General features: G+C 58.1%; 23 protein-coding genes. 13 read left to right on the top strand and 10 right to left on the bottom strand.

Annotated features, from left to right (window positions below; genetic code table 11):
* Positions 1-28 precede the first annotated feature (28 nt).
* From cimA to cysS, 3 genes are read right to left on the bottom strand one after another with little or no spacing between them, the layout of a single operon-like run.
* Positions 29-1,642 carry a citramalate synthase gene (cimA, locus tag K9U38_RS10175; RefSeq protein ID WP_224494215.1) on the bottom strand — a complete coding sequence of 538 codons (1,614 nt, stop codon included), beginning with the start codon at positions 1,640-1,642 and terminating at the stop codon, positions 29-31.
* A complete protein-coding gene (locus K9U38_RS10170; RefSeq protein ID WP_224494214.1) occupies positions 1,639-2,145 on the bottom strand; it encodes a GFA family protein in 507 nt (168 codons plus the stop codon). Before K9U38_RS10170 ends, cimA begins: the two co-directional genes overlap by 4 nt.
* The gene (gene cysS / locus K9U38_RS10165) at positions 2,142-3,590 is read right to left on the bottom strand and encodes a cysteine--tRNA ligase (protein WP_224494213.1); all 1,449 of its coding nucleotides are present in this window, start codon (positions 3,588-3,590) and stop codon (positions 2,142-2,144) included. Before cysS ends, K9U38_RS10170 begins: the two co-directional genes overlap by 4 nt.
* A gap of 383 nt (positions 3,591-3,973) precedes the next feature.
* Here cysS and K9U38_RS10160 point away from each other — a divergent pair, with 383 nt between their 5' ends.
* Positions 3,974-4,141 carry a hypothetical protein gene (locus tag K9U38_RS10160; protein WP_224494212.1) on the top strand — a complete coding sequence of 56 codons (168 nt, stop codon included), beginning with the start codon at positions 3,974-3,976 and terminating at the stop codon, positions 4,139-4,141.
* Here K9U38_RS10160 and K9U38_RS10155 read toward each other — a convergent pair.
* Together K9U38_RS10155 and K9U38_RS10150 are read right to left on the bottom strand one after the other, a co-directional pair.
* Entirely contained in the window at positions 4,118-4,732 is a 615-nt protein-coding gene (locus tag K9U38_RS10155) for a LysE/ArgO family amino acid transporter (protein WP_224494211.1), read from the bottom strand. The two genes, K9U38_RS10160 and K9U38_RS10155, sit on opposite strands and share 24 nt — an antisense overlap.
* Positions 4,733-4,772: 40 nt before the next feature.
* Positions 4,773-5,537, bottom strand: coding sequence for an SOS response-associated peptidase (locus K9U38_RS10150; RefSeq protein WP_224494210.1), 765 nt, complete (start codon positions 5,535-5,537; stop codon positions 4,773-4,775).
* Between the two features lie 110 nt (positions 5,538-5,647).
* Between K9U38_RS10150 and K9U38_RS10145 the strand changes: the two genes are divergently transcribed.
* The 7 genes from K9U38_RS10145 to K9U38_RS10115 all read left to right on the top strand — a co-directional run bounded on the left by K9U38_RS10145 (position 5,648) and on the right by K9U38_RS10115 (position 10,247).
* The gene (locus K9U38_RS10145; protein ID WP_224494209.1) at positions 5,648-6,079 is read left to right on the top strand and encodes an NUDIX hydrolase; all 432 of its coding nucleotides are present in this window, start codon (positions 5,648-5,650) and stop codon (positions 6,077-6,079) included.
* A 100-nt stretch (positions 6,080-6,179) separates the two neighbouring features.
* Positions 6,180-6,533: a TIGR02301 family protein gene (locus K9U38_RS10140; RefSeq protein ID WP_370631890.1), complete on the top strand. Its 354-nt coding sequence runs from the start codon at positions 6,180-6,182 to the stop codon at positions 6,531-6,533.
* 102 nt (positions 6,534-6,635) lie between these two features.
* On the top strand, positions 6,636-6,893 hold the full coding sequence (locus tag K9U38_RS10135) for a hypothetical protein (protein WP_106712012.1): 258 nt from the start codon (positions 6,636-6,638) through the stop codon (positions 6,891-6,893).
* 22 nt (positions 6,894-6,915) lie between these two features.
* Complete coding sequence (locus K9U38_RS10130) at positions 6,916-7,701, top strand: hypothetical protein (protein WP_224494208.1); 786 nt, start codon at positions 6,916-6,918, stop codon at positions 7,699-7,701.
* A gap of 68 nt (positions 7,702-7,769) precedes the next feature.
* The gene (locus K9U38_RS10125) at positions 7,770-8,822 is read left to right on the top strand and encodes a D-alanine--D-alanine ligase family protein (RefSeq protein WP_224494207.1); all 1,053 of its coding nucleotides are present in this window, start codon (positions 7,770-7,772) and stop codon (positions 8,820-8,822) included.
* A gap of 92 nt (positions 8,823-8,914) precedes the next feature.
* Positions 8,915-9,370: a carboxymuconolactone decarboxylase family protein gene (locus K9U38_RS10120; protein ID WP_370631889.1), complete on the top strand. Its 456-nt coding sequence runs from the start codon at positions 8,915-8,917 to the stop codon at positions 9,368-9,370.
* A 58-nt stretch (positions 9,371-9,428) separates the two neighbouring features.
* Entirely contained in the window at positions 9,429-10,247 is an 819-nt protein-coding gene (locus tag K9U38_RS10115; protein ID WP_370631900.1) for a sigma-70 family RNA polymerase sigma factor, read from the top strand.
* Between the two features lie 22 nt (positions 10,248-10,269).
* Here K9U38_RS10115 and K9U38_RS10110 read toward each other — a convergent pair whose 3' ends face one another.
* Complete coding sequence (locus K9U38_RS10110) at positions 10,270-11,607, bottom strand: dihydroorotase (protein WP_224494205.1); 1,338 nt, start codon at positions 11,605-11,607, stop codon at positions 10,270-10,272.
* Positions 11,608-11,687: 80 nt separating this feature from the next.
* Between K9U38_RS10110 and ygfZ the strand changes: the two genes are divergently transcribed.
* The 5 genes from ygfZ (at position 11,688) to K9U38_RS10085 (ending at position 15,209) form a co-directional block, all read left to right on the top strand.
* Entirely contained in the window at positions 11,688-12,539 is an 852-nt protein-coding gene (gene ygfZ / locus K9U38_RS10105) for a CAF17-like 4Fe-4S cluster assembly/insertion protein YgfZ (protein WP_224494204.1), read from the top strand.
* An 81-nt stretch (positions 12,540-12,620) separates the two neighbouring features.
* A complete protein-coding gene (locus tag K9U38_RS10100; protein WP_224494361.1) occupies positions 12,621-13,199 on the top strand; it encodes a YfbR-like 5'-deoxynucleotidase in 579 nt (192 codons plus the stop codon).
* An 8-nt stretch (positions 13,200-13,207) separates the two neighbouring features.
* A complete protein-coding gene (locus K9U38_RS10095) occupies positions 13,208-13,723 on the top strand; it encodes a tyrosine phosphatase family protein (RefSeq protein WP_224494203.1) in 516 nt (171 codons plus the stop codon).
* 3 nt (positions 13,724-13,726) lie between these two features.
* The gene (locus K9U38_RS10090; RefSeq protein ID WP_224494202.1) at positions 13,727-14,686 is read left to right on the top strand and encodes an NUDIX hydrolase; all 960 of its coding nucleotides are present in this window, start codon (positions 13,727-13,729) and stop codon (positions 14,684-14,686) included.
* Positions 14,687-14,696: 10 nt separating this feature from the next.
* Complete coding sequence (locus K9U38_RS10085; protein WP_224494201.1) at positions 14,697-15,209, top strand: cupin domain-containing protein; 513 nt, start codon at positions 14,697-14,699, stop codon at positions 15,207-15,209.
* Positions 15,210-15,212: 3 nt separating this feature from the next.
* Here K9U38_RS10085 and panB read toward each other — a convergent pair whose 3' ends face one another.
* Genes panB through K9U38_RS10065 form a run of 4 tightly spaced genes read right to left on the bottom strand, consistent with a single transcriptional unit; the run spans position 15,213 to position 19,335 of the window.
* The gene (panB, locus tag K9U38_RS10080) at positions 15,213-16,028 is read right to left on the bottom strand and encodes a 3-methyl-2-oxobutanoate hydroxymethyltransferase (protein WP_224494200.1); all 816 of its coding nucleotides are present in this window, start codon (positions 16,026-16,028) and stop codon (positions 15,213-15,215) included.
* Between the two features lie 21 nt (positions 16,029-16,049).
* Positions 16,050-16,895 carry a pantoate--beta-alanine ligase gene (gene panC / locus K9U38_RS10075; protein WP_224494199.1) on the bottom strand — a complete coding sequence of 282 codons (846 nt, stop codon included), beginning with the start codon at positions 16,893-16,895 and terminating at the stop codon, positions 16,050-16,052.
* Complete coding sequence (nadC, locus tag K9U38_RS10070; RefSeq protein WP_224494198.1) at positions 16,892-17,776, bottom strand: carboxylating nicotinate-nucleotide diphosphorylase; 885 nt, start codon at positions 17,774-17,776, stop codon at positions 16,892-16,894. The genes panC and nadC overlap by 4 nt, the downstream gene beginning before the upstream one ends.
* Positions 17,776-19,335, bottom strand: a complete 1,560-nt coding sequence (locus K9U38_RS10065; protein ID WP_224494197.1) for an L-aspartate oxidase — start codon at positions 19,333-19,335, stop codon at positions 17,776-17,778. Before K9U38_RS10065 ends, nadC begins: the two co-directional genes overlap by 1 nt.
* Positions 19,336-19,347: the final 12 nt, after the last annotated feature.

Raw genomic sequence — 19,347 nt, 5'->3', positions numbered from 1 at the left:
ATTGTACCAACGGCATACGTGCGAGCGTTCACTCGGCTGCAATCTTGCCGGCCAGATCACGGTTTTTCATGAGCTTGTAGATGACTGAATCCATGAGTGCCTGGAACGATGCATCGATAATGTTGTCCGAAACGCCCACCGTCCACCAGCGCACATTGCTGGAATCGGTTGATTCGATGAGAACACGCGTGATGGCTTCCGTGCCGCCGTTGAGGATGCGGACCTTGAAATCCGCCAGCACCAGATCATCGATTTCATGCTGATAGCGCCCCATGTCCTTGCGCAGCGCAAGGTCGAGCGCATTGACGGGACCATGGCCCTCGGCAACCGACATGCGGGTTTCACCGTCGATTTCTACACGCACCACCGCTTCGGAGACCGTCTTGATGTTGCCATTGGCGTCGAAACGCCGTTCGACCATACAACGGAAAGACTCTACCTTGAAGAATTCCGGCACTGTCCCGAGCGTGCGCCGCGCCAGCAATTCGAAACTCGCATCCGCTCCCTCATAGGCATAGCCTTCCGCTTCATGCTCCTTGACCAGAGCAATCAGCGTGTCGAGCCGGGGATCGGACTTTGCGACGGATATGCCGCGGCGTTCCAGTTCATTGATGAAATTAGACTTACCGCCCTGATCGGACACCATGACCTTGCGACGGTTTCCCACCGTTTCCGGTGGAACATGTTCGTACGTCGCAGGTTCCTTGATGAGAGCAGAGGCGTGGATACCGGCCTTCGTCGCGAAAGCAGACCCGCCAACGAACGCGCTCTGGGGATCAGGTGCCCTGTTGAGCAATTCATCGAAACTGCGCGACAGGCGGGACAGCCCCTGCAACTTCTCCAGACTGATGCTGGTCTCAAAGCGATCCGACCAGAGCGGCTTCAGCATCAGCGTCGGGATGATCGTAACCAGGTTGGCGTTGCCGCAGCGTTCCCCGATGCCATTCAGGGTACCCTGCACATGACGGACCCCGGCATCGATCGCCGCCAGTGAATTCGCGACCGCCTGTTCGGTGTCGTTGTGGGCGTGGATACCCAGGTGATCGCCAGGTATCAGTTTCGTGACGATGCGGACAGTTTCCGCCACTTCTGCGGGCTGTGAACCACCATTCGTATCGCACAGGACAACCCATCGCGCGCCGGCATCATAAGCGGTTTTGGCGCAGGCGAGCGCATAGTCGGGGTTGGCCTTGAAGCCATCGAAGAAATGCTCGCAATCGACGATGGCTTCCTTGCCAGCTTCGACGGCCACCCTGACGGAAGCATCGATGGATTCAAGATTCTCCTCGTTTGAGCAACCGAGAGCAACGCGGACGTGATAGTCCCAGCTCTTGCCGACGAAACAAACGGTGTCTGCCGAAGAACGGACGAGTGCGGCAAGGCCCGGATCATTTGACGCTGACACGCCTGCCCGTTTCGTCATGCCGAACGCTGCAAATTTCGCGCGCTTGGTACGCTTCTCGGCAAAGAAGGCGGTGTCAGTCGGGTTTGCGCCGGGGTAACCACCCTCGACATAGTCAAACCCGAACTCGTCCAGCATGTCGGCAATGACCTTCTTGTCCTCGACCGAAAAATCGATGCCCGGCGTCTGTTGACCGTCGCGTAATGTCGTGTCGAAGAGGTAGATCCGTTCCTTTGTCACTTGCCCGTCTCCCCTCGCGGCCCCGATGGCGGCCACTGATCCGTGTCATGGTCCGGATGTTGGTACGATATCATTGTTTTCAGGAATTCGGCCGATTCCGGGTCGTCCTCGGACGTGTAACCGGGCAGAGCCGAGAGATCGTCGGTATAGGGTAGTTTTCCCTCAAGGCCCCACTGGATGGTCGGAGCCAGTTCCTCCGGATGATCGAAGGTGGCAATGGCAAGAGCCATCCCGTCCGGCGCTTCATAGGTCAAAGGGGTCCCGCAATCGGCGCAGAAGCCGCGTTTTACATGGTTTGACGATTGAAACCGCTTAGGAACTCCCCGGGTCCATTCAAGCTTTGCATCGCGCACCGACGTCAAAGGCGCAAAGAAATTGCCAAACGCCTTCTGGCACATCCGGCAATGGCAGATCGATGCGTCGCCGAGCGCGCCTTCAACCCGGAAGCGGATGGCGCCACATTGACACCCGCCGGTGTAGACCGGCCTGTTGTCAAGACTCATCGCTTAAGCTCCCAGGTTGTGACACGCTCGCCCGTCTCCGGATCCTTGCCGTCCTTCAGCTGAATACCCTTTCCAAGCAACTCATCGCGAATGCGGTCTGCTTCGGAAAAGCTTTTTGCAGCAAGCAAAGCCATACGCCTCTCAACCTTGGCGTTGATTTCACTTTCAAGCTCAACCGAAACTGACGCCGTGCTCAGATCGATGCCGAGTAGGCCAAATGCTGCCCGGTATACCGAGGGTTCGAGGACACGCGATTTCCTGATCGACGCCAGCCAGTTGATCAGGCCCGGCGTCGCAAGATCGTCGGAGAGAATTTCGACAGCCTCATCAGGGATGGCTCCGATGGCAGCGTCACCCACATATTCGCGGGCCTTGGCGAGAATATTCTCCGCCTCTTCCAGCTTTCTCACACTGAAGTCGATCGGTTCGCGATAGTTGGTCATGAGCATGGCAAGACGCAATACTTCGCCGGGCCACTTGCGGCCGCCGAACGTGGTCGTCTCCAGCAGTTCGTGGATCGTCACGAAGTTACCAACGCTCTTGGCCATCTTCTGACCTTCGACCTGCAGGAAGCCATTGTGCATCCAGATATTGGCCATACGGTCAGTCCCGAAGGCGCAGCAGGACTGGGCAATCTCGTTTTCATGGTGGGGAAAGACAAGATCGATACCGCCGGCATGAATGTCGAAGATGTTCTTCATGGGATCGTCACATTTCAGCCCGCCACCGAAAGGTTCCAGCAGCTTGGCCATCGACATCGCCGAGCACTCGATATGCCAGCCAGGACGCCCCAACCCGTCTATGCCCGCCGGCGACTGCCAGCCAGGTTCACCATCCTTGGAGGGCTTCCACAGGACAAAATCCATTTCGTCGCGCTTGTAGGAAGCGACATCCACGCGCGCTCCTGCCAGCATGTCGTCAGTCGAGCGGCGAGCAAGCTGGCCGTAGCGTGGCCCTTTGGCGGCGTTCATTGCCGAAGGAGAAAACAGCACATGGCCATCTGCCACATAGGCAACACCGCGCTCAACGAGGCGATCTATCATTGCGACCATCTCGGCTATGTATTCGGTTGCCCGCGGCTGATCCGACGGCTGCAGATTGCCAAGTGCGGCAACGTCCGCCTGGAACTGGCGGTTAGTCGTTTCAGTGACCTTGCGGATTGCCTCGTTGAGAGGCAGTTCCGGATGGTCGCGGGCGGCGCGTGCGTTGATCTTGTCATCGACGTCGGTGATGTTGCGAACATAGGTGACGTGCTGCTCGCCATAGACATGGCGCAGCAAGCGAAACAGGACGTCAAAGACAATCACGGGCCGCGCATTGCCGATATGGGCATAGTCATAAACGGTCGGGCCGCAGACATACATGCGCACATTGGCTGGATTGATGGGCGCGAAGGTCTCTTTCGTGCGGGTGAGCGTATTGTAGAGGCTCAATTGCTGCGGCATGGCGATCTTCTCAAATTTCAGGCTGATGTCGAATGCGTATCATTCCACTGGTCTGTCGACCGGAGCGTTTCACATCTTGGTATCGATTTTTGAGACGAAAACGGCCGGGCCAGCAAGTGCTAGCTGATAATAATCCGACAGGTAATAATAATCGTGACGGGCAACGTTTTCATGCGCGCATTTATGGTCGAGTGTGCGGCAATCGTCAAGCATTGATAACCAAGGGGACGGTGTTGCAATTTTGTCGCCTGTGCCTTGGTTAATTCAAATTAACCGAATAGCCCAAAATCCTCCCGGAAAGTGCCTTCTTTCCGGCCAATTTCAACGGGAATCCTCAGGTCTTAGACGAAAGGGGAATAGGCCCCGCCAAAAGGACCAGACCCATGACCAATAAACAGCAATCGGCCAAGCCGCGCGAAAGCGTCCGTGCCGACAATCTTGCCTCACAATACCGAGCCATCGGCCCGGCTGCAATTCTGGCGGCAGTGCTCAGCACGGTGCGCCAGCGTCCGCAGCTGAAACTGGCTTCAATTGTTCAGGAAACGGACTAACAGGCTCAGAGCTATTCCGGCCATTACAAGGCCGATGAGGACGTCAAGTACCCGCCAGGCGGCCGGCTTTGCAAACACCGGCTGCAAGAGCCTCGCACCGTAGCCGAGGCCAAAGAACCAGATGAAGGATGCGAGTGCCGCGCCCGCGCCATAGGCCGCGCGGTCAATGCCTTCAAAGCGAGCCGAAAGGCCGCCCAGCAGAACAACCGTATCGAGATAGACATGCGGATTAAGGAAGGTCAGCGCCAGGACTGTGCCGATCGCCACCCTCAAATTGCCATTGCCCGACGTTGCGGCCTGCAGGACTTCCGGATGAAGCGCGCGGCGGAATGCAACAGACGCGTACCAGAACAGAAACACCGCGCCACCAAGGGTCACGAACGAAATCAACTTTGGCGATTGAGCGATCAGAGTCCCCAGCCCGGCCACGCCGGCGGCGATCAATAACGCATCGGACAGCGCACAGATCAGACTGAGGATGAAGACGTGCTCGCGCAACAGGCCCTGGCGCAATATGAAGGCGTTTTGTGCGCCGATCGCGATGATGAGCGACGCGCCAAGAAGAAAACCGGAGACGGCGGCTGAAAGCATGGAGTGATCGTTCCTGGAGATTTGTAGGTGAATGGGTCGCTTAGAAAAGCTTCAGCTGGTCGTCGGTCTCCGGCGGTTTGACGCGCGAAGATTTCTTGTTCCCTTCCTGGGATTCAGCGACGCGCTCCTGTATTTCCGGTCCTGTGTTTGCAAAGTTGTTGACCTTGTCCGAAACCGGGATCGCCTCGAAGAAATCCGCCTGCGCAGGCTTCAGCAGGTCTGCAACATGGCGGGGTTCCTGCGTTTTGCAATCCAGCCAGCGAGCGTAGTCCTGCCGTTCTATGACCACCGGCATGCGGTCATGGATGAAACGAAGATCTTCACTGGCTGCGGTGGTCAGGATGGCACCCGTATCCATTTCCGATCCTTCGGCATTCGCCCACGGCTCGTAGAGTCCGGCAAATGCGACAATCCCGCCATCACGCGGCCTGACCCAATAGGCCTGTGACTTGTTGTTGCCGTTCCGCCGCCACTCATAAAATCCCGAGGCAGGTATCAATGCGCGGCGATGGCGCATTGCGGTCTTGAAGGAGGCTTTCTCGATGGCCGTTTCCGAACGGGCATTGATCATCAACGGATAATTTGCAGTGTCTTTCACCCAGCCGGGTATGAAGCCCCAGCGTACGAGCAATGCCCTGCGATCAGTCCGATTGCTGCCGGGAGGCGGTGTTTCGCCACTGACCACCATCAGAATCGGTTGCGTAGGGGCGATGTTGAAGCGCGGCGGAAATGTCCCGATGTCCATGAGATCGAAAAGAGCTTCGATCTCTTGCGGTGTACCGAGGAGGGAAAAACGTCCACACATGCCATTGGCGCCTGATTTGGTTTGGAGGTCGCGATCATCCGCATTTGCGATACCGGGTCAAGTCATGGACTGCCCTTGTCAAACACTGCTTCAGCACTTACGCCTGATATATGGACCAGATTCCTCTTTCTGCAACCGTCGATGGTGTCTCCGCCGTTTGTATCCGCGAGCAGTCATTCCTGCTGGTCGAGCGCGGACGTGAGCCATCGAAGGGCTGGCTGGCTTTTCCGGGTGGCCGCCGGGAGGATGGAGAGACGCCGCCGGAAGCCGCAATCCGGGAGCTCTTTGAAGAAACCGGCGTCGTCGCAACGGAGGTTACCTACCTTACAACTGTGACGTTCGATTATTCAACGGCGGAATTCCCGTCGCCGAAACCATTCCGTCTCGCAGTATTTCTGGTCCATGACGCGAAGGGTGAAGCTGTTGCAGCTGATGACGCCGCCTCGGTGCATTGGTTGCGCGTGGAAGACATGGCTGCCTTCGACGTGACCGATAGTGTATTGGAAGTTGCACATTATCTGGCTCGCTCCTTCAAAAGCTGAGGGTATTAACCATCAGCGCCTTGAAGGTGCCTTGCTTTCGCGCAACATGCTTCCTCAAGAGGACTTCAGCTTTCAAGGTTGACTTGTGCGGCGTACAGCATTGACCACAACGTTCCTGGCGGTATTCGTCGCATCGGCACCGGCCTATGCGGTCGATCCCCTGTACGAAGCAAAACTGCTCCGCCTGGCCGAGGTGATCGGATCAATCCATTCGTTGCGCAACCTGTGCGGAGAAAAGAGCAGCCAGTGGCGCGATCGCATGGATTCACTGCTGCTGGCAGAGAATCCTGAACCTGCCCGCAGGGCGCGCCTCATTGCCAGTTTCAACCGCGGCTACCGCACATTCAACGAGACTTATTCCAGTTGTACGAGCCAGGCGATTGCGGCGATTGACCGCTACCAGGCTGAAGGAATGAGACTTTCTTCTGAGATCGTATCGGGCTATGGAAATTAACCAGGCTTTAACTGTTGAAGCCAATGAACCGCATTTTAAACAAAACGTATGGTATTGTTTAGCGGTAGTTTAAGAATTGGCCTCGGCCAAGGATGGTATATCATGAACATGACATCGACGGACCTCGATAGGTTGGTTGCAGAAGAAAAAAAACTGGTTGCGATCGAATATCAGAATGAAGTCTGGGCAGATGGCACGCTTGAAGGTATCGAACCCGAAATTATGGCCGAAGCAGCTTTCGCAACCGCGCTGACCGAGTTGATCCGCGATAACGGTGAAGTGTCTGCACTGGCCTTGCTTGAGGCGCTGCGCGAACGTATTTCTGCTGGTGAGTTTTCATCGAATCGCGTTCTGCAATAATTTCAATTCCGGGTGAACCTGCATGCTTGAAAAGCACTTTTCCGCTTCGGCGATCGCCAGAACCTTTTGTCTGGCAGCGGCAATATGTGCTTTCAGCTCTCCAGTGTTTTCAGCCGGTCGCGATGCGGCAGTGCAACTTGCACTGAGTGAGATCAAGAAAGAAGAACTTCCCAAGGCCGCCCAACCATCGCCTGAAGAACCTTCAGACGAGCCGGAAGGCCCACCAGCTGCCGATGAGCCGGCCGCTGATCCCGAGAAGCCTGCTCCCGAGCAGAAAGCGCCAGACGATGGCGCTGCGGCCGCCAATCCCGCCATGCCCAACGCCAAGGAAGGTGCGCCGGTACCGCAGGTCGAGTACGACATCAGCAAACTGCCCTTCCCAGTGCAGAAGATGCGTGAACTGATACTGACTGCAGCCAAATCCGGATCAATCGAGGCGCTTCGTCCGCTGATCGGTTCGGGCGACGATGTGACGATGCTGTCACTGACTGACATTGAAGGCGATCCATTGGCCTATCTGAAGAGCCTTGCCGGTGATCAGGAAGGGCAGGAAATCCTGGCGATCCTGGTCGACGTGCTGGAATCGGGCTATGTCCATCTCGATGCGGGTACCGCGGATGAGCTCTACGTGTGGCCCTACTTCTTCGCCTACCCGCTCGACAAGCTTGACGCGAAGCAGAAGGTTGAGCTCTTCCAGATCGTTACAGCCGGCGATTACGATGAAATGAAGCAGTTCGGAACCTATGTGTTCTATCGCCTCGGTATCACTCCGAAAGGTCGCTGGCGGTTTTTTGTAACGGGCGATTGACGCAAACCTGCCAAGCTTATCGATTTCTCATTGTACCTTGGCTCCATTCAGAGTGAGACGTTTTCAGCATGTCCAGGATACGCGTTGCAATTCTGTTCGGTGGCAAGTCTGCCGAGCACGATGTTTCCCTGATGTCGGCCAGGAACGTTGATCGGGCCATCGACCGCGAAAAATATGAGGTTGTACTCATTGCCATCACGCGCGAGGGCAAATGGCTGCTGATCGATGGTGCGTTTCCGCAATCCGTCCCGGAGGATGGCGCGCGGGTCAGCCTGCTGCCCGGCGGCAAAGGACGGACACTTGTTCTGCCGCGCTCCGGGCCTGCCTATGAAATTGCGCCGGTCGACGTGCTGATCCCAATCCTCCACGGTCAATTCGGGGAAGACGGCTCCGTCCAGGGCTTCGCCGAAGTTGCCGACGTGGCCTATGTGGGCTGCGGCATTTTTGGTTCTGCTGCTGCGATGGACAAGCATCAGGCCAAATGTCTGTTTGCGCAGGCAGGTCTCCCAGTGGCTCGCGGGCGGACGATCAGCCGCCAGGAGAGGCCTGATGCCGAAGCGATCGCGCAGGAACTTGGATTGCCGCTGTTTGTCAAACCAGTACGGCAAGGCTCGTCCGTCGGCGTGAGCAAGGCAAGGACAGCGGCCGAGCTGTCATCGGCAATCGATGATGGCCTCAAGTATGACAGCCGCGTTCTGATCGAAGAATTCATTGATGCTCGGGAGATCGAGCTCGGTGTACTCGAGGAAGAGGATGGTACGCTGCGGGTGTCTGTTCCCGGTGAAATAGCGCCGGCAGCAGCACACGGTTTCTATTCCTATGAGGCGAAGTATATCGACGCTGATGGCGCCGTCTTGTTTGTACCGGCCCAGCTTGAAGTTGGCACGACGATTGCCCTCCAGGAGATGGCAAAACGGGCTTTCACGGCACTCGGATGCACAGGCATGGCTCGCGTCGATTTCTTCCTGCGTCTTGATGGACATATATTCATAAATGAAATCAATACGATACCAGGTTTTACAAACATCAGCATGTATCCGAAGGTATTCGCCGAAAGTGGTATTCCCTACCCCGAATTGATCGATCGGTTGATCCGACACGCGTTGAAGCGGGCGCGTTAGGTTCGTCGCGAAAAAAATCATTCGGATGTCACGTTCAACCTCACTGCCTCGTCTTGTGTGCAGACAACTGACGACACACAAGGAGATACGTCGTGAAAGCAAGATTGAATCTATTGGACCACGAAGCAATCAAGCCGATGCTCAAGATGGAAGAGAGCATCGCCAGCAGCGGGCTGGAAACAAGTTTGATCAAGCTGATCAAAATGCGTTCCTCGCAGATCAACGGCTGCGCGTTCTGCCTGGATATGCATTCCAAGGAAGCTCGCAAGCACGGAGAGACCGAGCAGCGGCTGTACCTGCTCGATGCCTGGCGGGAATCGCCGGCTTATAGCGAGCGCGAGCGTGCGGCGCTGGCCTGGACCGAATCGCTGACGCTGATCGCAGAGACCCATGCACCGGACAGCGTCTATGAGGAACTGAAGCGACAGTTTACCGAAGAGGAGATCGTCAAATTGTCCATGCTGATCGTAACCATCAACGGGTGGAACCGTCTGGCCATCGGCTTCCGCTCGATCCACCCGGTAGCACCCGATAGTGTCGCTGCTTGATCAAGCGACCGATACGTTCAACCGCCTCAGACCGAGGCTGATCCGCATCGCCTACCGCATGCTTGGATCGGTCGCGGAGGCGGAAGATATCGTTCAGGAAAGCTTCATTCGCTGGCACCAGACAGACAACTCCACGGTGCGCAACGAGGAGGCCTTCCTGGTGCGCATTGTTACGCGGCTATGCCTCGATCACTTGAAGTCCGCTCGCGTCAAAAGGGAAACCTATGTGGGAAACTGGCTGCCGGAGCCCATCTTCGACCCGAGTGAAGATGAGTCGGATGGTGACATCACGTTGACGCTGATGATGGCGTTGGAGCGTCTTTCACCGCTCGAGCGTGCCGCATTTCTGCTGCACGATGTATTCGGACAGGACTTCAACCAGATTTCCAAGGCGATCGGCCGCGATCTGGCGGCATGCCGCCAACTCGCCAGCCGTGCCCGAAGCCATGTCCAAAAGGCCAAGCCGCGCTTTCCAGTGTCTGACGAACAGGGTCGCAACATCGCAAAGGCCTTCTTCGTTGCCTCACGCAGCGGCGACATGCAGGGACTGCAATCCCTTTTGGCCGAGGACGTCGTCTTGTATGCCGATGGTGGGGGCCTCAGACCGTCAGTCATCAACCCTATCCACACGGCGGCAAAGGTCAGCCGGTTCTTTGATGGCGTTGCACGCCGCGAGAAATACCAGTTTCCGACGCTGCTACACGAGGGGACGATCGACGGTCTGCCCGGCTTCGTAACGAGCGAATTCGACGACATGCCGCAGACGACAGCCCTTGAAATCGAGAATGGCAAAATCAAGACGATCTATGTCGTTCGAAATCCGGAAAAACTGACTCATCTGGCGTTTGCTACGTCATCGCCTACCGGCTCTGCGTGAAAGGATCCTCCAGAGCCGACTCCTATCTGCCTTGAGGAAGTGCCTCGCCGAATAGCACCGGTTCGCCTTGGGACGGCGTGACGATTTCACCTTCCCACATGACCTTGCGGCCGCGAATAATCGTTCCGACCGGCCAGCCGGTCACAATCTTTCCGTCGTATGGTGTCCAGCCGGCCTTGGAGCCGACTTGCCCATTGGTAATGGCTTCCCGGCGCTTCATGTCGACGATCGTCAGGTCGGCGTCGTAGCCGACGGCAATGCGACCCTTTCGTGCCATGCCGAACAGCCGATTGGGCCCGTGCGAGCTCAGATCGACAAACCGTTCAATGGAAAGCCGTCCGGCATTCACGTGATCAAGCATGATCGGCACAAGGGTCTGGACGCCGGTCATGCCCGACGGCGAGGCTGGATAGGGCTTTGCCTTCTCTTCAAGCGTGTGCGGAGCATGGTCGGATCCGAGGACATCGACGATCCCCTGGCCTATGCCGGTCCAGATACCGTCGCGGTGGCGCGTATCACGCACCGGCGGATTCATCTGGATCAGTGTGCCAAGCGTTGCATATTGGCTGGCATCAAGCGTCAAATGATGCGGCGTTGCTTCGCAGCTCGCCACATCCTTGTGATCCTGCAGGAAATCGATCTCCTCGGCTGTCGATATGTGTAGGACATGGATACGCGCACGGGTTTCGCGGGCAATCCGTACCAGCCGCTCCGTGCATTTGAGCGCGGCGATTTCGTCACGCCAGACCGGGTGCGAAGACGGATCATTTGCAACACGCAACCCCTCGCGTTCGCGCAAGCGGAATTCATCCTCGGAGTGGAATGCGGCACGCCGGCGCGTGTTCCTCAGGATGGAACGAACGCCCTCATCCTCCTCGACAAGCAGATCGCCGGTGGACGATCCCATGAACACCTTGATACCTGCCGCGCCGGGCAGTCGCTCAAGCTCGGCCACGTCGTTTGCATTGTCACGCGTGCCTCCAACCCAAAAGGCAAAATCGCAATGCATCCGGTGGCGGCCGCGCCTGACCTTATCCTCGAGCGTTTCGGCAGATGTTGTCAGCGGTTTGGTGTTGGGCATTTCAAAGACGGCTGTGACACCGCCGAGCACCGCAGAGCGCGAGCCGCTCTCGAGGTCCTCCTTGTGCTCAAGCCCAGGCTCGCGGAAGTGCACCTGGCTGTCGACCACGCCCGGAAGGATATGCAGCCCGGTCGAGTCGATGATCTCGGCCGCCGATGCGCCGCCAAGATTGCCGATTGCGGCAATGCGGCCGTTGGTAATGCCGACATCACGCAGGCCGACGCCATCCTGGTTGACGACAATACCGCTCCGAAAAATCGTATCGAACGTCCGAGCCATTTGTTTCTGCCTCCATCCAGCCTTGCGAACCCTTCAGCAGCGGATTACGTAACAGGGACGCGAAAGGCAAGGGTGATAGAATGCCATCGGCAAGTTTAAACGGAAGAGCAATCCTTCACATGACAGGCGAGGACTCTGAAACTTTCCTTCAGAACCTCATAACGACCGATCTGGATTCACTCGAACGGCATGATCTGAAACCCGGCGCCCTGCTCAGTCCGCAAGGCAAGATTCTGTTCGAATTCCTTGTCTCACGCAGCGGCGACGGATTTCGCCTCGATACACTGCAGGCTTCTGCTGACGATCTCCTGAAACGCCTGACGCTCTATAAACTGCGCGCCAAGCTTCAAATTGCCGCGGATTCAGAACCACTTGTTCAGGTTTCCTGGGAAACAGATTCCGGCCGTTCGCAAAATGATTCAACATTACATGACCGGCGTTTTCCCAACGCGCTTAACGTTCAACGGCGCTATGGCGGCATTTCGGATGCTACTGGTGATGCGAATGCGTGGACGATGTTGAGGATTGTTCATGGCGTGGCGGAAGCGCCCCTGGACTATCAGCTCGGCAACGCCTTCCCGCATGATGTCAATCTTGATCAGACGGGCGGACTATCATTCAGGAAAGGCTGTTTCGTCGGTCAGGAAGTCGTCTCCCGCATGCAGCACCGTGGCACCGCCAGGCGCCGGATGCTCATCGCTACGGCTCTCTCCGACTTGCCCGCAACAGGAACAACGATTACGGCCAATGGCCGGGACATCGGGACTCTGGGGAGTGTTGCGGGAAATGCCGGGCTTGCGCTTGCCCGCATCGACAGGGTCAAGGAAGCCGTGGACAGCGGAACCCCCATTTTGGCAGGAGAAGTTGCGGTCCACCTTGCCATTCCACCCGAACACCGGTTTACATTCCCCGAGGCAACACAAGAAGCGTAGTCCTGACCTCCGGGAGCATGAATGCCGGCCAAGCCGCAAACTATCGTATTGAAAAAAACCGAACTGCGTGCCTGGCAACGCATGCTGTCCGGCCGCCGGCTGGATCTCCTTGACCCCTCGCCCCTTGATATCGAAATCGAGGACATTGCCCAAGGGCTGGCGCGCGTCGCCCGCTGGAACGGACAAACAGTCGGCGAACATGCTTTTTCGGTGGCGCAGCATTCGCTGCTGGTCGAACAGATATTCGGCAGGATCGTCCCTGAAGCAACGGCCGAGCATCGCCTGATCGCACTTCTCCATGACGCACCCGAATATGTGATCGGCGACATGATTTCACCTTTCAAGGCCGTCGTCGGTGGCGACTACAAGAGTGTGGAATTGCGCCTCCAACATGCCATCCATTTGCGGTTCTCACTGACACCAGAGGTGAAGCAGGAGCTTCGAGCCTTGATCAAGCGGGCAGATGCCATCGCCGCTTACTATGAAGCAACACGGCTTGCCGGATTCTCCGAAAAGGAGGCTGTGCAATTCTTCGGTCGGCCGCGCGGGATAGATCCGCACAAGCTCGACCTGATCGCCCTGCCCACTCAGGAGGTACAGGACGCATTTCTGCAGCGGTTCGCGTTTCTCGACAGGCAGCGCGCGCAGAACAGAGGATAACAGGGTCAATGCCACATATCGTCATCTCCCCACTCTCCCGCCTGGCCGAGACCGCGACGCGTTTCGGTGCTCGAGACATGGTCACGCTGATCAATATCGGTACCCCCGTGATGCGCCCGGCCGAGATTTCCGAGGATCGTCACCTGTTTCTGGGGTTCAACGATATTATCGAGCCAACCGAGGGCATGACCCACCCGGTGGCCGATCACGTCAGTGGCCTGATTGCCTTCGGACAAAGCTGGGATCGAAAAGCCCCCCTCCTCATCCACTGTTACGCCGGCATATCGCGCTCGACGGCAGGAGCCTATATTACGGCCCTTGCACTGAATCCAGAGCTTGACGAGGTGTGGCTGGCCCAGACACTGCGGCGTAATTCACCCTCCGCAACGCCCAATATCCGGCTGGTGGCGCTTGCAGATGATATGCTCGATCGCAAGGGTCGTATGGTCGACGCTATCAAGGAGATCGGCCGGGGTGAGGACGCCTTCGAAGGCACGCCGTTCATCCTGCCCATCCTGGTGTAAGAGATGACCGGCGCGCCCAATGCCGTCGAGATAAACCTGAGCGCGGCCATCGTTGCCGTGGCGAATAACGATCCCTTGATTCTAACCAGTCCGGCTGGCGGCGATGCTGAGCGCGACGAGTTGCCGTTCGGCCCTTTCAATCCCCTGCAACACAGGACCTTCGAAACCGGGCTGCGCGAGTGGGTGGCCGAGCAGACTCCCCTGCGGCTGGGTTATGTCGAACAACTCTACACTTTCGGCGATCGCGGTCGCCACAAGACCGCGGAAGACCAGGACCTGCACATTGTGTCGGTGGGTTATCTCGCGCTTACCCGGATTGCGGATGACAACAGGGAAGCTATCAGCAAGTCGGGGGCGCGCTGGCGCAGCTGGTATTCATTTTTGCCCTGGGAGGACTGGCGCGGCGGCAAGCCGGCAATGATCGATGAGACCATACGCCCGGCGCTGCTCTCATGGGCGAAAAGCGGCGGGTTTTCAGCGCGGTTGAGCCGGCTCCGGCTTGCTTTCGGCGACGATGGTATCGCTTGGGACGAGGAGCGTTCCCTGGAGCGCTATGAACTCCTTTACGAAGCAGGATTGGTCGACGAAGCAGGACGGGATGGGCGGGCAGAGCGGACGGAGCTTTCGCGTGCCCTGGGCCTGCCGATGAGTTTTGATCACCGCCGCATTCTCGCAACCGCAATCTCGCGGCTCCGTTCCAAGCTGAAATATCGGCCGGTCATCTTCGAACTGATGCCACCAACCTTTACACTGACCGCATTGCAGGAGACCGTTGAGGCGATATCCGGAAGACACCTGCACAAGCAGAACTTCCGCAGGCTGGTCGAGACCACCGAACTGGTCGAACCCACAGGAGCCGAACAGACGCAGGCTCGTGGACGGCCTGCTGCGCTTTATCGCTTCCGTCACAACGTGCTGGAGGAGCGCAGCGTGGCCGGCCTTCGTGTCGGAGGACGAGGATAGGGAGAGAGTCATGAACGACAAACCGAAATCATTGAATGCCGACGGTATTTCCGAACCATTCGCGTCCGACACCGTTCCCTGGGAAGATTGGTCCGAAGGGAGCCGCTACGGCTCGCGCTATCGCTATCTTTCGGGCTTTGGCGGGGCGACACATGTGGGGGTTGCCCTGGAGGAGCTATCGCCCGGCAAGGAGTCGAGTCTCAATCACTATCATATGCTCGAGGAAGAGCAGGCTTTCATCCTCGAAGGCGAAATGACGCTACGGCTGGGCGACAAGACCTACAGGATGAAGGCTGGCGACCACGTCGTTTTCCCGGCCGGTCAGCAGGCCGGGCATTCCTTCCACAACCATAGCAATGCGCCCTGCCGATACATCATCATCGGTGAGAAAAACCCCAACGACGTGATCTTCTACACGGAAACCGGACGCGTTGGCGTTCGGTTGATGGGCGAAGGCTACGACCGATCGGCAACCATGCAATATTGGGAGGGCGCTGATACCGAACGGAAGAACCACGATTAGGCCTTATTTCAACGGATAGACGTTCTCGTCTCCTGGAAAAGCACGCGAACGAACATCTTCCGAGTAGGCCTTCACTGCCGCCTCAATTGCGCTGCCCACATGCCCATAGACCTTCACGAATTTGGGCGGTTTCGGATTGTAGCCAAGCATATCCTCCAGCACGAGGATCTGGCCGTCGCACTCCCTGGACCCGCCGATGCCGATGGTCGGAATGAGGCTCTCGCGGGAGATTTCCGCGGCAAGCGGTTCGACAATTCCTTCCAGGACCACGGAAAATGCGCCGGCCTCGCCCACCGCCTGGGCATCGGCCTTGATCAGCGGCCACAACGCCGTGTCGCGGCCCTGCGTCTTGAAGCCGCCGAAGGTGTTGATCGACTGCGGAGTCAGTCCGACATGGGCCATGACCGGAATTCCACGCTCCGTCAGGAAGCGAATGGTATCGGCCATGCGCACCCCGCCTTCAAGCTTGACCGCGCCGCACCCCGTCTCCTGCATGATGCGGGCGGCATTGCGAAACGCCATGGCCGGGCTTTCCTCGTAGGAACCGAAGGGCATGTCCACGACGACCATCGCCCGCCTGGAGCCACGCACAACGGCGCGACCATGGGCTATCATCAGATCAAGTGGAACCCCGAGCGTCGAGTCCATCGCATAGAGGACCATGCCGAGACTGTCGCCAACGAGCAGAATGTCTGCATGGCCGTCAACGATGCGTGCCGTATTGGCGTGATAGGAGGTCAAGGCAACGATCGGCTCGCCGCCCTTGCGGCTCCGAATCTCCGGCGCGGTTATCCTGCGAATGACGACTTCCTGGCTCATGTTACCTTTCCCGGATCGTGATCAGCCGACGACACGCTGATCGATCAATCTCACCTTGCCAAAGCGAACCGTCAGAAGAATGACCGCTGGCTGCCTGAATTTGCCCGAAACCGGATCGAGCGTTTGCGCATCCCGGATATCGACCGACTCAATCTGGCCGCGTTTCTCGGCTTCCAGGACCGAACGCACCGCATTCCGGATAGCCGAAACTGATCGTTGTCCCTTGGCCGCCAGTTCCTCGGCCCTCGCCAGCGATCTGGACAACACGACGGCCGCCTTGCGGTCGGCTGGCGTCAGCATTGCATTGCGCGATGAACATGCAACGCCGTCCTCCTCGCGCACCGTTGCAACACCGGTAATCTCGATCGGCATGTCGAGATCCGCGACCATGCGACGAATGATGGTCAGTTGCTGGTAGTCCTTCTCGCCGAAGAATGCGTGATCGGGCTGTACGATGTTGAACAGTTTGGTCACGACCGTGGTCACGCCGCGGAAATGTCCGGGACGAATCTTGCCGATCAGAATGCGTGATAGCACCGGGGTATCAACGATCGTATCGGCGCCGGGCCGGTAAATTTCCGCAACCTCCGGCGTGAAGGCATAGTCGACACCCTCCGCCCGCAGCTTGCCGAGGTCGCCCTCCATGTCGCGCGGATAGGTGGAGAGATCCTCGTTCGGCCCGAACTGGGTCGGGTTGACGAAGATGGATACCACAGTGACATCGGCAGCCGCCTTCGACCGGCGGACCAATTCCATATGGCCGACATGCAGATAGCCCATGGTCGGTACCAGGCCAATCGTCTTGCCTGCCAGACGTTCCGATTTCAATGCAGCACGCAGCTCGCCAATCGTCGCAATGACTTTCATGTCAGTTCAATATCCAGTCCGATATCCAGCGTTGGAGCAGCCATAGTGATTTTTGATGTCGAAATATAGTCGACGCCCGTTTCGGCTATCGCCTTGATAGTGTCGAATGCAATGCCGCCAGACGCTTCGAGCTTTGCGCGTCCAGCATTGATTTTCACCGCCTTTTCAAGCAGTTCCGGCCCCATATTATCAAGAAGAATCACATCCGCCCCGACCGACAAGGCTTCCTCGAACTGGTGGAGACTATCGACCTCAATCTCGATCTTAACCAGGTGGCCAGCATAGGCACGGGCGGCGAGAACGGCTTTCGCAACTCCTCCGGCAACGGCCACGTGATTGTCCTTGATAAGGATCGCATCGTCGAGGCCAAAGCGGTGGTTGGCGCCGCCACCGCATTTTACGGCGTATTTGGCGAATGCACGCATGCCCGGAATGGTCTTGCGGGTATCACACACCCTGGCACCGGTGTGGGCGATCAAATCGGCGAACCTTGAAGTATAAGTAGCTATGCCGCTCAGGTGCATGAGGTAGTTGAGGGCAACCCGCTCTGCAGACAGAATGGCACGCGCATTGCCCTCCACGCGCGCGATAGCGTCGCCGCGATTGACCCGTGAGCCATCTTCGACAAGAGCGGTGAACTTCAGTGTAGGGTCGACCATTGCGAAGGCTGCTCGCGCAAAGCCCATGCCGCAAATCGTGCCCGCTTCGCGGCTGGCGAGCGCCACGGCGGCGGCGGCATCCGGCGGCAAGGTAGCATTGGTCGTGATATCACCGGCTCTGCCGAGATCTTCAAGCAGGGCGGCCCCCACCGCATCTTCGATCATCAATCGCGGCAAGGAGGGCGGAAAGGCCTTCCGCGGTTCATCCGGACTGCCGGCCATCATGTCAGCTCCATGAATTCGTCAACTGTCGTCTCCACGTCGGCCAAGGTCAGAAATGTCCTGTGCTGCCACTCTTTCCGTTGCTCGGGAAAATCCGTGCGGAAGTGGCCGCCACGGCTCTCCTCACGGCGCAAGGCACTGACAGCAACGAGTTTTGCCGTCGCCAGTACATTGCGGAAGGCAGCGTCGCGATTGGCCCGTTCCAGTTCAAGAATAGTCCTGAGACCACGCAACATGCCTTCCCGGTCGCGAATGACGCCGAAACTTGCACTCATCGTCTTGCGCAATGTGCTCATCGCAGCCGTATCTGCTTCCGGCTGCAGATCGTCCCGATCTACCGAGCCCCTAGACCAGTCATTGAGGTGTCTCTTGTCGCCCTTGCCGATCCTGGCAGCAATGCGGGCCGAGAAGACTACCGCCTCAAGCAGGGAATTGGACGCCAGTCGATTCGCGCCGTGAGCGCCCGTGGAGGTGCATTCACCGCAGGCCCACAGGCCATCAATGGATGTACGGCCATCCTGGTCGGTCAGAATGCCACCCATGAAATAATGCGCTGCAGGAACGACGGGGATCGGCTCGACGACAGGATCGATACCTGCATCGCGGCAATATTTGTAGACCGTCGGGAACTCTTCGGCGAACGCTGCTCCGACCGCCTTGGTGCAATCAAGCCAGGCACCGCGCCCGCTCTTGACCTCGGCAAAGATGCCGCGCGCAACGACGTCCCGCGGGGCAAGCTCGGCATCGGGATCGATCTTCAACATGAAACGCTCGCCTGCGCGATTGATCAGGGTCGCCCCGTGGCCGCGCAATGCTTCCGTGGCCAATGGCGCCGGATCCTTGTCGACATCGAGGGCTGTGGGGTGAAACTGCACGAACTCCATGTCCGCCATCATGGCCCCTGCCCGCGCCGCCATGCCGATACCTTCACCGCGGGCCTCGGACGGGTTGGTAGTGACGGCATAAAGATGACCGATTCCCCCCGTCGCGATCACCACGATGCGCGATGCAAGCCTGACCTGCTTGCCGCGTCCGGCGTCAGTCCGGGCAACGATGCCGGTCACGGCACCATGTTCCGTCATGATGTCTTCGACGACATAGCCTTCCAGAACCCGGATCGAGGGCGTGTCCTCAACAGTCTTCACCAACGCCTGCATGATGGCTCGCCCAGCCATATCGCCGCGCACGCGTACAATACGGCTTTCAGAGTGTGCCGCTTCACGGGATACCTGAAGCTTCCCTTCCAGATCGCGGTCGAAGGGCACTCCATACTCGAGCAGATCGTGGACACGTGCCGCAGCTTCGCCCGCCATAAGCCGGGCGATGCGCTCGTCGACAATGCCATCCCCTGCCGCAACGGTATCGGCCACGTGCTTCTCCATCGTGTCGCCCTCGGACACGGCGGCTGCAATGCCGGCTTGCGCCCATGCAGAGGAGGCACCACGACCGATTGGTGCCGCCGCCAGGATCGTGACCGGACGCGGGGCCAATTTGAGGGCGCAGAAAAGTCCGGCAAGACCGCCACCGATGATGATGACGGGATCGGATTCAATGGACATCGGGATCGCGCT

Origin of the sequence: Phyllobacterium lublinensis (genome assembly GCF_020164435.1) — a bacterium.
Classification (GTDB): Bacteria; Pseudomonadota; Alphaproteobacteria; order Rhizobiales; family Rhizobiaceae; genus Phyllobacterium; species Phyllobacterium lublinensis.
Note: the sequence above shows the minus strand (reverse complement) of the source record. Positions and strands in the feature narration are given on the sequence as shown.